Source organism: Actinophytocola sp., assembly GCF_035942955.1.
In the GTDB taxonomy this organism is placed as follows: domain Bacteria; phylum Actinomycetota; class Actinomycetes; order Mycobacteriales; family Pseudonocardiaceae; genus DASYTH01.
This window is the reverse complement of sequence record NZ_DASZCQ010000307.1, coordinates 1-11,863: the sequence shown is the minus strand read 5'-3', so window position 1 is coordinate 11,863 and position 11,863 is coordinate 1. Positions and strand designations below refer to the sequence as shown.

13 protein-coding genes are annotated in these 11,863 nt (G+C 73.1%); 8 read left to right on the top strand and 5 right to left on the bottom strand.

Features of this window, described 5'->3' with window-relative positions:
- On the bottom strand, positions 1 to 804 hold an 804-nt coding region (locus VGX25_RS30665), incomplete at its 3' end, for a carboxylesterase/lipase family protein (protein WP_414636039.1).
- A gap of 112 nt (positions 805 to 916) precedes the next feature.
- Between VGX25_RS30665 and ligD the strand changes: the two genes are divergently transcribed.
- From ligD to tsaA, 7 genes are all read left to right on the top strand, one after another.
- Entirely contained in the window at positions 917 to 1,909 is a 993-nt protein-coding gene (gene ligD, locus VGX25_RS30660) for a non-homologous end-joining DNA ligase (protein ID WP_326921433.1), read from the top strand.
- A 140-nt stretch (positions 1,910 to 2,049) separates the two neighbouring features.
- The gene (locus tag VGX25_RS30655) at positions 2,050 to 2,724 is read left to right on the top strand and encodes a response regulator transcription factor (RefSeq protein ID WP_326921432.1); all 675 of its coding nucleotides are present in this window, start codon (positions 2,050 to 2,052) and stop codon (positions 2,722 to 2,724) included.
- 17 nt (positions 2,725 to 2,741) lie between these two features.
- Positions 2,742 to 3,191 (top strand): VOC family protein, encoded by a 450-nt coding sequence (locus VGX25_RS30650; RefSeq protein WP_326921431.1) that lies wholly within the window; start codon positions 2,742 to 2,744, stop codon positions 3,189 to 3,191.
- Complete coding sequence (locus tag VGX25_RS30645; protein WP_326921430.1) at positions 3,184 to 3,951, top strand: putative protein N(5)-glutamine methyltransferase; 768 nt, start codon at positions 3,184 to 3,186, stop codon at positions 3,949 to 3,951. The genes VGX25_RS30650 and VGX25_RS30645 overlap by 8 nt, the downstream gene beginning before the upstream one ends.
- A gap of 65 nt (positions 3,952 to 4,016) precedes the next feature.
- Entirely contained in the window at positions 4,017 to 4,145 is a 129-nt protein-coding gene (locus VGX25_RS30640) for a YciI family protein (RefSeq protein ID WP_326921429.1), read from the top strand.
- Positions 4,142 to 5,353: an RNA polymerase sigma factor gene (locus VGX25_RS30635; protein WP_326921428.1), complete on the top strand. Its 1,212-nt coding sequence runs from the start codon at positions 4,142 to 4,144 to the stop codon at positions 5,351 to 5,353. Before VGX25_RS30640 ends, VGX25_RS30635 begins: the two co-directional genes overlap by 4 nt.
- A gap of 53 nt (positions 5,354 to 5,406) precedes the next feature.
- Positions 5,407 to 5,823, top strand: a complete 417-nt coding sequence (gene tsaA / locus VGX25_RS30630; RefSeq protein WP_326921427.1) for a tRNA (N6-threonylcarbamoyladenosine(37)-N6)-methyltransferase TrmO — start codon at positions 5,407 to 5,409, stop codon at positions 5,821 to 5,823.
- Here tsaA and VGX25_RS30625 read toward each other — a convergent pair.
- From VGX25_RS30625 to VGX25_RS30610, 4 genes are all read right to left on the bottom strand, one after another.
- A complete protein-coding gene (locus VGX25_RS30625; RefSeq protein WP_326921426.1) occupies positions 5,820 to 7,280 on the bottom strand; it encodes a dynamin family protein in 1,461 nt (486 codons plus the stop codon). The two genes, tsaA and VGX25_RS30625, sit on opposite strands and share 4 nt — an antisense overlap.
- The gene (locus tag VGX25_RS30620; protein ID WP_326921425.1) at positions 7,277 to 9,094 is read right to left on the bottom strand and encodes a dynamin family protein; all 1,818 of its coding nucleotides are present in this window, start codon (positions 9,092 to 9,094) and stop codon (positions 7,277 to 7,279) included. The genes VGX25_RS30625 and VGX25_RS30620 overlap by 4 nt, the downstream gene beginning before the upstream one ends.
- Positions 9,095 to 9,105: 11 nt before the next feature.
- Positions 9,106 to 9,717 carry an IniB N-terminal domain-containing protein gene (locus tag VGX25_RS30615; protein ID WP_326921424.1) on the bottom strand — a complete coding sequence of 204 codons (612 nt, stop codon included), beginning with the start codon at positions 9,715 to 9,717 and terminating at the stop codon, positions 9,106 to 9,108.
- A gap of 61 nt (positions 9,718 to 9,778) precedes the next feature.
- Positions 9,779 to 10,393 carry a hypothetical protein gene (locus tag VGX25_RS30610; protein ID WP_326921423.1) on the bottom strand — a complete coding sequence of 205 codons (615 nt, stop codon included), beginning with the start codon at positions 10,391 to 10,393 and terminating at the stop codon, positions 9,779 to 9,781.
- A 239-nt stretch (positions 10,394 to 10,632) separates the two neighbouring features.
- Between VGX25_RS30610 and VGX25_RS30605 the strand changes: the two genes are divergently transcribed.
- The coding region (locus VGX25_RS30605) for an Hsp70 family protein (RefSeq protein WP_326921422.1) at positions 10,633 to 11,863 on the top strand (1,231 nt) is incomplete at its 3' end.

The following is an 11,863-nucleotide window of genomic DNA, read 5'->3' as shown; positions in this document are numbered from 1 at the left end:
GGCCACGTCCGCGCAGCCGACCCGGCCGGCGAACGCGGTGCCGGCGCTCTCCGCGGCCGCGCCGGTGGCCACCGGCCATGCGCAACTGTAGCTCTGCCCGATGGCGCGGTGGAACAGCCCGGCGGCCGTCGGCGACACCAGGTGCGCGCACACGCTGCCGGACCCGGCCGACTCGCCGAAGATCGTGACGTTGCCGGGGTCGCCGCCGAAAGCCGCGGCGTTGCGCCGCACCCAGCGCAGCGCGGCCTGCTGGTCCTCGATGCCGTAGTTGCCGGACTGGATGCCGGGCTGCTCACCGGTCAGCGCCGGCAGTGCCAGGAAACCCAACGGCCCCAACCGGTAGTTGATCGTCACCACCACCACGCCGCCCTCGACGGCGAGCTTGCGCGCGTCGTAGATCGCGCCGCTGCCGGTCGTGTAGCTGCCACCGTGGATCCAGACCATGACCGGCAGCCGGTGCCCCGCCCGGCGCGGCGTGGTCACGTTGAGGTACAGGCAGTCTTCGTTGAACGTCTCCGGTCGTCCGAAGCTGCCCGGCTGCGCGCACGCGCCGCGCGGCGCGGTGGCGTCCAGCGGATCCCGCCAGGGCGCCGGCGGCTGCGGCGGCCGCCAGCGCAGCTCCCCCACCGGCGGCGCGGCGAACGGAATCCCTTGGAACAGACGGTAATCGCCGGCCACGACGCCGCGGACCGGGCCGCGGTCGGTGAGCACGACCTCACGTGCGCGGGGCGGTTCCGCGACGGCCGCTCCGGGCAGCAGCAGGGTGAGAAGGCATCCGATGACGAGCACGCTTCGCCGGCTCACGTCAACTCCCCTCGGTAACGGGCCCCATCCACCCTGGCACAGCCGCCCGGCCGCCGCTATCGGCAATTCCACCCGTCTTGACAGCCAGGGCCTCAACTGTCTCAATGAGACGGTGAGCCCGGCTGACCTGCCCGAACCCGTGCTGCCGATGATGGCGACCGCGGGCTCGGCGCCGAGCGGTCCCGGCGCACGGGACTTCGGGTTCGAGTTCAAATGGGACGGTGTGCGCGCGGTGACCGCGGTCGGCGGCGGCGCGGTCCGGGCGATCTCCCGCAACAACAACGACGTGACCCGGTCCTACCCCGAGCTGAGGGCGCTGGCCGAGCTGACCGGACGGCGCCGGGTCGTGGTCGACGGCGAGATCGTCGCCCTCGACGACACCGGGCGCGCCCGGTTCGACCTGCTCCAGTTGCGCATGCACATCCACGCGCCAACCGCGACGCTGCTCGGCCAGGTGCCGATCACCTACGTGCTGTTCGACCTGCTGCACCTGGACGGGACGTCGCTGCTCGAGCAGCCCTACCGGCGCCGGCGCGAGCTGCTCGACGAGCTGGACCTCGACGGCCGCTCGCCGCGGGTGCGGGTGCCGGACTACCACGTCGACGTCGACGGCCCGCAGCTGCTCGAGGTGGCCCGCGCGCACCACCTGGAGGGGGTCGTGGCCAAGCGGCTGGCCTCCCGGTACGAGCCGGGCCGCCGGTCCCGCGCGTGGATCAAGACGGCGCTGCTCAACACCCAGGAGGTCGTCATCGGCGGGTGGCACGCCGGCGAGGGCCGCCGCACCGGCACGCTCGGCTCGCTGCTGCTCGGCATCCACGACCGGCGGGGCAGGCTGGTGTTCGTCGGCAAGGTCGGCACCGGCTTCACCGACGCCATGCTCCGCGACCTGCACTCCCGTCTTGCGCCCCTGCACCGCAACGACAGCCCGTTCGACACCCCGGTCCCCCGCGAGGACGCCCGCTTCGCCCACTGGGTCGAGCCCCGCATCGTCGGCGAGGTGGAGTACCGCCAGCTCACCCACGACCGCCGCCTGCGCCACGCCGCCTGGCGCGGCCTGCGCAACGACAAGACCCCGGACCAGGTCACATTGCCGTTCCTCGGTTGAGCTTCTCGGCCAGGGCAACGATGACGCCCTCGGGTCCGCGGAGGTAGCAAGCCAGCGCCATGTTCTCGACACCCGTGGCCGTCATCGGGAGACCGTACGATGGTCGGGATGCGCAGCATGCCGCGAACCGGTTCGACGCCATGAGCATCCGCGTGATCGTGGCCGATGACCAGGAGATCGTCCGCACCGGTCTCACGATGATCCTCAACTCCAGGCCGGACATCGACGTCATCGGCGAGGCCGCCGACGGGCGCCGGGCCGTCGAGCTCGCCCGGCGGCTGCGCCCCGACGTGTGCCTGTTCGACATCCGGATGCCGGGGCTCGACGGCATCGAGGCCACGAGGGCCCTTGCCGGGCCGGCGGTCGAGGACCCGATCGCGGTCGTCGTCATCACCACCTTCGACCTCGACGAGTACGTCTACTCCGCGCTGCGCGCCGGTGCCCGGGGCTTCCTGCTCAAGGACGCCGGGCCCGACCTGCTCGCCCAGGCCGTCCACGCCGCCGCCAAGGGCGACGCGCTCATCGCCCCGAGCATCACCGCCCGGCTGCTGGAGGCGTTCGCCGGCACCGGGCCCGCCGCGCCACCGCGGCAACCCGTCGAGCCGCTCACCGACCGCGAGGAGCAGATCCTCGCCGCCGTGGCGGCCGGGCGGACCAACACCGAGATCGCCGACACCCTCTACATCACCCTCAGCACCGTCAAGACCCACATCGCCAGCCTCATGACCAAGCTCGGCGCCCGGAACCGCGTCGAGGTCGCCATGTGGGCCTACGAGACCAACCGGGTCCGCCCCGGTAACGAGCCCACGCGCTAGCGTCCACAATGGTCTTCATGGAACAGCAACGATTTCCGGTACTTCGGCAGGTGGTGCTGGACACCACCGACGCGCGGCGGCTGGCGGAGTTCTACCGGCAGCTACTCGGTTTCCGGTACCGGCCGGGGGACGAGCCGCCGGCCGCGGGCGAGGACGACGAACGCGGGCGGGACTGGTTGGTGCTCCAGGACGCCGACGGGCACGCGCGGGTGGCCTTCCAGCAGGTGCCGCGGCTGCCGGAGGCGACGTGGCCCGAGGGTCCGCACCCCCAGCAGCTGCACCTGGACCTGACGGTGCCGTCGGTGGCCGAGCTCGACGCCCAGCACGACCGGGCACTGGGCCTCGGCGCCCGGCTGCTGTTCGATCGCTCCGCCGATCCGCAGGAGCCGCTGCGGGTCTACGCCGACCCGGCCGGGCATCCGTTCTGCATCTTCGTCGCGCCGGTCCCGGCGGCCGCGGGTGCGTAGTGCGAGCGAACCGGTCATCGCCCGGCTGCGCGCCGCCGGGTGCGTGTTCGCCGAGGAGGAGGCGGATCTGTTGATCTCCGCGGCCCGGTCGCCGACCGACCTCGAGGACCTGGTCGACCGCCGGGTCGCCGGGGCGCCGCTGGAGCAGATCCTCGGCTGGGCGGAGTTCCGCGGGCTGCGGATCGCCGTCGAGCCCGGGGTTTTCGTGCCCCGCCGCCGCACCGAGTTCCTCGTCCACCAAGCCGCCGCGCTGGCCCGCCCCGGGGCCGTCGTCGTCGACCTGTGCTGCGGCTCGGGCGCGCTGGGCGCGGCGCTGGCCGCCGCCGTCGACCGGCTCGAGGTGCACGCCGTGGACATCGACCCGGCCGCGGTGCGCTGTGCCAGGCGCAACCTCGCCGGTGGCCACGTCTACGAGGGTGACCTCTACCAACCGCTGCCGGACACGCTGCGCGGCCGGGTCGACGTCCTGGTCGCCAACGCGCCCTACGTCCCGAGCGCGGAGGTCGGGCTGATGCCCCCAGAGGCCCGGCTGCACGAGCCGCTGGTCGCGCTGGACGGCGGCGCCGACGGGCTGGACATCCTGCGCCGGGTCGTCGCCGGGGCCCCACCCTGGCTGGCCCCCGGCGGCCACCTGCTGGTCGAGACCAGCACCCGCCAGGCACCGCACCTGCGCGACGCCGTCGCCCGCGCCGGGCTCACCCCCAGCGTGACCACCTCCGACGAGCACAACGCCACTGTCGTCGCCGGCGCGTCCGCGTAGGGTGCGCGGGTGAAGTACCTCATCCTGATCTACCGCAACCCGCGCTCACCCGGGCCGTTGCCGAGGTGAAGGAGCACCTGGCGGGCTTTTACCTGATCGACTGCGTGAGCCTCGAGCGGGCCGTCGAGTACGCCGCCCGCACCCCCGACGCGGCCTTGGGCGCGGTGGGGGTGCGGCCGGTGCTGGGCTCGTGAGCACGCGGGTCGAGGGCCTGCTGCGGGACCTGGCGCCGCAGGTGCTCGGCGCGCTGGTTCGGCGGTACGGCGGGTTCGACACGTGCGAGGACGCCGTGCAGGAGGCGCTGCTCGCGGCCGCGACGCAGTGGCCGGCCGAGGGCGTGCCGGCCAACCCGAAGGCGTGGCTGATCACGGTCGCGTCCCGCCGGCGGATCGAGCTGTGGAAGCGCGACTCGGCCCGCATGCGCCGGGAGGAGGCCGCGGCCCAGCTGGAGCCGGCCGACCCCGAGCCGGCGCCGGGGGTCGACGACACGCTCACGTTGCTGCTGCTGTGCTGCCACCCGTCGCTCACCCCGGTCTCCCAGGTGGCGCTGACGCTGCGCGCGGTCGGCGGGCTGACCACCGCGGAGATCGCCCGCGCGTTCCTGGTGCCGGAGGCCACCGTGGCGCAGCGGATCAGCCGGGCCAAGCAGCGGATCAAGGCCAGCGGCGCGGAGTTCCGCATGCCGCCGGCCGCCGAGCGCGCCGAGCGGATGGCCGCGGTGCTGCACGTGCTGTACCTGATCTTCAACGAGGGCTACACGGCCAGCTCCGGCGCTGCGCTGCACCGGGTCGAGCTGACCAGCGAGGCGATCCGCCTGACCCGGCAGCTGCGCGAGCAGCTTCCCGACGACGGCGAGGTGGCCGGGCTGCTCGCGCTGATGCTGCTGACCGACGCCCGCCGCCCGGCGCGCACCGGCCGGGACGGCGCCCTGATCCCGCTGGCCGAGCAGGACCGCACCCGGTGGGACGCCGAGGCCATCGCCGAGGGCGTCGCGCTGATCACCGAGACCCTGCGCACCGCGCCGGTCGGCCCCTACCAGCTGCAGGCCGCGATCGCCGCGGTGCACGACGAGGCCGCCCGCGCCGAGGACACCGACTGGCAGGAGATCCTCACGCTGTACGACCTGCTGGCCAGCATCGCCCCCGGCCCGATGGTCACGCTCAACCGGATCGTGGCCCTGGCCATGGTCCGCGGCCCGGAGGCCGGCCTGGCGGCGCTGGCCGAGGCGGAGGCCGAGCCCGCCCTCGCCGGCCACCACCGGCTGCACGCCGTCCGGGCCCACCTGCTCGACCTGGCCGGCGACCGGCAGGCCGCGCGCGACCAGTACGAGTTGGCCGCCCGGCGCACCCTCAGCGTGCCGGAGCAGCGCTACCTCGAGGCGCGCGCCCGCCAGCTGTCGTGAGTCTTTTGTGGGGCTATAGCACCACAAAAGACGCACGACAGTACGCTCGGCCGGTGCCTGATGATCCGTATGTGGTGCGCCCGGTCGGCCGGGTGGAGTCCCCGCTGAAAGACCGGGCCTCGGCCCCGGCACAGGGCAACGAGGGCGCGCCCGAGGCGTGGCTGGTGTTCGAGCCGGAGCTGCGCCCGGCCATGCGCGACCTGGAGGTCGGCACCGACATTCTCGTGCTGACCTGGTTCCACCTCGCCCGGCGGGACGTCCTGACCACGCATCCGCGCGACGACTTCTCCCGCCCGGAGGCCGGCGTGTTCAGCACCCGCTCCCCGGACCGGCCCAACCCGGTCGGCCTGCACCGCGTGCCGATCCTCGAGGTCGACGGCCTGCGGGTCCGCGTCGGCAACCTCGAGGCCATCGACGGAACCCCGATCGTCGACGTGAAACCCGCGCTGGGCAAGGGATCCGAGCGTTAGCGGGTGAGGATTCCCTCGCAGGTGCGGACGATCACCCGGCAGGCGTCGGCGGCGCGGCGGCCCAACAACGGGCTCTCGGCGTGGGCCTGCCAGCGTTGCAGCGCCGCGTAGGCGGCCGCGCGCAGTTGCTCGGGGTGGGCGTCGGCGGGCAGGCCGAGGCGCACGGCCGGGGCGTTGCCGGCGTCGCCGAGCAGCCGTTCGGCCTCTGTGGACAGTGAACGGGGCAGCGTGACCGCCCCGGAGCGCAGGTCGCACAGCAGCCGCAGCTCGGTGAACTCGTGCGCGCCGGCCAGGATCCGCTCGACGTGCCCGGCAAGCCCGCGCCCGTCGTCGCTGTCTGCGCGCAGCAGCCGCTCGAGGGCCAGCAGCGCGGACCGGGCCTTGAGCACGTCGCGGCGCTCGCCGAACTGGATGTGCAGCACGCGCCGCAGCTCGTCGAGCCCGCTGCGGGCGACCAGCTCGTCGGCCAGCGCGGCCGGATCCTTGACGCCCTGGCGGATGAGCGTGGTGGCCAACCGGATTCCGAAGATCCCGAACCGGGTCAGCAGCTGCCGGCGCCCGTCGGCGCTCAGCGCGGGCAGCAGGGCCTGCGCGTTCTGGAACCGATCCGCGGACAGCAGCGCGGCCTCGAGCTCCCCGCGTGGCGCGGCGGCCAGGTCTCGCAGCGCGGCGAACTCGGCCTGCCGCAGGGTCCGGCCGGTGAAGGCGAGCAGGCCGGCCACGGCGACGACGTTCTGGCACAGGCCGCGCAGCGCGGGCTCGGACCGGTAGCGGTTGGCGATCGCCCGCGCCGAGAGCATCGCGTCCACCCGGCCGCCGCCGATCTCGTCGGCCCGTGAGATCACCGCGACCGTGTTCACCGCGGTCGCGCGGGCCACGCCCTGGTCCCGGAACGCCTCGAGGAACTCGGCGTCGGCCGCGTGCAGGTGGCGCATCAGGTAGACTACGGCGTCGGCCTCGGTCGGGGTGTCGTCGTCCGGGTCGAGGAACCGCACGGTGCGCCGGGCGACGTCGGTGGACAGCGACGCGATGCCCGGCGTGTCGATCAACGTGGTGGTGCGCAGGCTCTGCGCCGGCCAGTCGACCACCAGCCGGTCCACCCGCTCGGCCGGCGTGCCGCCCAGGTCGATCTCCAGCGCGCCGTCGCGCCGCACGACGGGCAGCGCGGTCGGGGCGCCGTCCCTGGGATGCAGCACCACCTTCGGGCTGCGCCCGTCCCGGTACCAGGTGACCACCCGGGTGCACTCCCCGGCGTCGGTGGGCGCGACCGCCTCCCCGACCAGCGCATTGAGCAAGGTGGACTTTCCTGCCTTGACCTTGCCGGCGATCGCCACCCGCAGCGGCTCGTCCAGCCGCTCGAGCTGGCGGCGCAGCAGCTCCACAGTGGACGGTTGGTCGCGGTAGGTGTACACCGCCATGCGCAACACCTGCCGGGCCGCCTCGGTCAGCGAGCTCATGCCGCCGCCCCCGGGTTGCCGGGGGACAGCAGACCCCTCGCCTGCTGCCCCACCGCCTCCAGCCGCCGCAGCTCGGCCGCGATCTCGGCCAGCCGCGCGTCCCGTTCACTCTTCGACGCCTTCACCGACTTCTCGGCCGCCTGCAAGGACTCCTGCAGCGAGCGCTTCATCTGCTCGGCCAGCGCGGTGAAGTGGTCGCGCAGATCGCGCTGCACCCCGCGGAGCATGTCCCGGGAGTCCTTGGCCACGTGGAAGGTGACGTCGTCGATGTAGCGGCGCAGCGCCGCCTTCGCCTCGGTCTGCTTGCGCGTGATGATCCGCTTGCGCTCCTCGCCGATGCTCTTGCCGCCCAGCAGCAGGCCGGCGCCGATGGAGATCGGGTTGAGCAGCGTGAACCCGACCAGGGTGCCGAGCATGCCGAACATCAGCATCCCCATGTACCCGCCCTTGAGGCCGGTCAGCATGCGGCGGCCGATCGTGAACTTCTCGCCCTCGCGCACGGTCAGCGACCGCACCGAGCGCAGCGGGTCGGACGGCTCGGTGCGCAGCGCCGGCAGCACCTGCGACCGCTCCTCGTCGAAGTGCTCGGCCACGCGCTGGGCCAGCCGGCGTGCCCGCTGCGTCGCCCAGAGGAAGTTGGCCGAGGCCGTCGACGCCGCCGCCTGCTGGACCCAGGCGGAGAACTGCGGCCAGGTCTTGGTGGGATCGCCGCCGGCGTCCAGGGCCGCCTCGGCCTCCCGGATGATCTCCCGCAGCCGGTCGCGCAGGTCGTAGTCGATGTCGGCGTTGAGGTCGGCGACACCGTCGCTGAGCGTCTGCTGCCAGCGCGCGGATCGCTCCTTCAGCTGCGTCGCCCGCCGCTCGGCCTCGGTCAGCCGGCCGATGAGCTCCTGGACCTTCTCCGGGTTCTGCTGGGCGGACTGCTCGGCCCGCAGCGGGCCGGCGATCGCCTCGGTGACGGCGAGCACATCGTGCGCCGTCGACCGGCGGGCCAGCTCACCGGCCCGGCCGAGCACGTCCTTGCGCAGGTACTGGACCAGCGCCGGGTACCCGGACTCGGTGTTCAGCTCGCCGTCGCCGCTTTCCAAGGCGTGCCACCGCATCGTGGTGGACACGGTGAACATCGGCGCGTCGATCCCCGCCGCGGCAAGGTGCTTCCGGTCGCGCTCGGCGATGGTGCGCCACTCCGGGTACAGGTCGGTCTTGGTCAGCACGCAGGCCACGTTGGGGCACACCGCGATCGCCTGCCGGAGGAAGTCCAGCTCGGGTGCGGTGTACTCCTGCGAGGCGTCCGACACCAGCAGCACCGCGTCGGCCGACGGCAGCGCGGACATCGTGGCCGCGCCGTGCACCGAGCTGAGCCCGCCGACGCCGGGGGTGTCGATGAGCTCGAGCCCGCCCGCGAGCAGGCTCCGCGGGATTCCGACCTCGACGTGGCTCAACCGCTCCCGGTTCCCCGGGTTGCCCGTCTCGGACGCGTAGTCGGCGAGGCGCTCGACCGGGATCGGGACGCGCTCGGTGCGCTGCCGGGTGGGATCCACCGACCGGACCGCGGTGGCCGCCGGCTCGTCGGCGTACCGCACCACCGTGGGCACCGACGTCGAGATGTCGTCGAACACCGGGCAGACCGGGGCGCCCACGAGGGCGTTGACCAGCATGCTCTTGCCCTGCTTGAACTCCCCTACCACCAGCACCCGGACCTGGTCGTCGAGCAGCCGGGCTTTCGCCTGGCGCAGCCTGGACTCCAGGTCGGGTCGGTGATACCGCTCGACAGCCGAGAGCGCGAGCTCCACGGCCTGCACCGGTGTTGTCATGACTGTCCCCCTTAGACGATCGCGGCGTCGAGGTCGGGCTCGTCCTCGACGGGCTCCTCCGGCTCCTCGGCGACCACGGGCTCCTCGGTCGGCTCCGGTTCGGGTTCGTCGGCGACCGGGTCCCCGGTTGGCTCCGGTTCCTCGGCCGCCGTCGGCTCCTCGCGGGGCTCGACGCCGGCCGGCGGCTCGTCGACCGGGTCGATCACCTCCACGTCGAGCACGTCGACGTCGGTCGTGTCGTTGTCCTGAATGGCCACGACGTTGTTCTCGACGTCCTTGTTGAACGAGTCATTGATCAGCGTGTCCCGGTCGTCGATCGCCAGGAGGTTGAACGTCTGGTCCACGTTGGTCACCGAGGGGTGCTGGGTGACCGCGTAGTGCTTCGTGGTGTGGTGGATCTCCCGAACCGGATCGGCGCCGCCCGGGCCCGACTCGTCACCACGCTTGGCACATACCCCGTCGTCGGCCATGATCAGGCGAGCGTCCCGGACGTCCTGCCCGGTGATCCCGGCCAAGCCGTTGCGTGCCAACGTGTTCTCCGGGTCCTGCTCGAACGCCGCCTTGGTCTCCTCGTCGCTCATGAGGCTCATCAGGAAGCTGATGATCGCGGAGACGGCCTGCATGATGACTCCTCTCAGATCGCGCGGGCCGCCCCCTGATGCCAAGGGCGGCCCGCACGGTAGGTCAGATCGACAGGTCCTCGATGGCGTCGTTGACGACGTCCTCGACCTCGAGCTCGATGTCCGGCACGATGTCGGTCGTCAGCTGGGTCTCCGCGGACAGGTCGGCCTCCTGCTCGGACAGGTTGGTGTTCGAGTTGTCGGCGTCCTGCTCCAGCTCGGCGTCGTTGCGCTGCTCGGCGTTGACGTCCACATCGGACTCGGCGGCGCCACCGTCGGCGCTGGCGTCGCCGCCACGCCCGGTGGTGCCACCGTTACCCCCGGAGGAGAACGCGGAACCCCCACCGGTGCTCCCGAAGTTGACGATGACCCCGTCGCCCTCGTTGACGATGTCGCCGCCGTCGCCACCCTGCGCGGCGCTGCTCCCGCCGTTCGCGCTTCCGCTGTCGCCGCCGCGCGCCTGCCCGCCGTCGCCACCGACCGTGTTGGTCTCGGTCGCGGTGTTCTGCTCCTGCGCGATCTCCTGGGCGGCGGCCTGGTTGGACTCGTTGGCCGCGGCCTGCTCGTCGACGAGCGCGGCCTGCAGTTGCTCGGCCACGTTCTGCTCCACATTGGCGTCGAAGTCGAGCGACTCGGTGATGTCCTTGAACAGGTTCCCGAGGTTCAGCGGCTGGCTCATGATTGCTCTCCCTTGTTGGTAGGCCAGACCCCCTCGGCCCGGCTGACATCAAAGCTAGGTCTCGCCGGCGGCCCTGCCATCGGGGCGACAACCTGTTCCGTCCGGCTCGGACCCCGGGGTTCCGCGGGCCGCTGACCAGGTCACCAAGGGGTTTCCCCCAGACTTTCCAATCCGGGTGAACCGATCGGCCGAAATTTACGTGTGGGATCTGTCGGGTGAGCCATGAGAGGGGCAGCAGGATGTCTTACGGGGTGGGAGTCGATCTTGGCGCGACCCAGGTCGCCGCCGCATCATGCTTACCGGGCCGGTCCAGCCGGCCGAAGATCGTGCCGCTGGCACCGGGTTCCGCATTCCTGCCGTCCGTGGTGTTCGCCAACCCGGACGGCTCTTGGTCGGTCGGCGAGGACGCCGAGCGCCGGGCGCCGGCCGAGCCCGGCCGGATCGCGCGGCGGTTCAAGCGTCGCATCGGTGATGGCACACCGATTCTGGTGGGCGGCACGCCCGTGCCGGCGGAATTCCTTGCCGCCCGGCTGATCTCGGGCGTGGTGGAGACCGTTGCCGCGCGCGAGCACGGCCCGGCCGCCAGGGTCGCGGTGACGCATCCGGCAAGCTGGGGAACGCACCGGCTGGCCTCGCTGCGCACCGCGTTGTCCGCGCATGGCTTGCCAAGCGCGCTGTTCGTGTCCGAACCGGAGGCTGCCGCGCTGGCCGAGGACGCCCGCCGGCGGGTCCAACCCGGCGGCGCGGTGGCGGTATACGACCTCGGCGGCGCCGGCTTCGCGGCCGCGGTGCTGCGCAAGGTCGGCGCCGATCGGTTCACTGTGGCCGGTCGGCCGGAGGAGCTCGAGCTCGGCGGGCTGGACTTCGACGAGGTGGTCTTCGAGCACGTCCGGGTGAGCCTGGGGTCCACTTGGGACGAATTGGATCCGGCCGACCCCGCGGTGCTGGCCGCGGCGACGCGGCTGCGCCGGGAGTGCACGGCCGCCAAGGAGGCGCTGTCGGCCGACACCGACGTGTCGATCAGGGTGGCGCTGCCGGGCATCGACACCCAGGTTCGGCTCGGCCGCGCGGAGTTCGAGGAGCTGATCCGCCCGGCCGTCGACGAGACCGTCGCCGCGCTGCACCGCGCGCTGCGCTCGGCCGAGGTGGCCGCGCACGGGCTGGCGGCCGTGGTCCTGGCCGGCGGCTCCGCCCGGATCCCGCTGATCACGCAGGTGGTCTCCGAGCAACTCGGCCGACCCGTCTCGGTCGGCGCCGACCCCGAGGCCGTCATCGCCATCGGCGCCGCGCTGGCCGCGCGGCAGCCGGAGTCCGAGCCGACCCGGGTCGGAGTCTGGCCGGCGCCGGTCCCGGTGCCGACCCCGCCGGTCGAGGATCCGTTGCTGCGCGCGCTTCCCTCGTTCTCGGTGGGACCGCCGCCGGCGCCCGCGCGCACCGGTCTGCTCGGCCGGCTGCCGCGCGGCCTTGCGC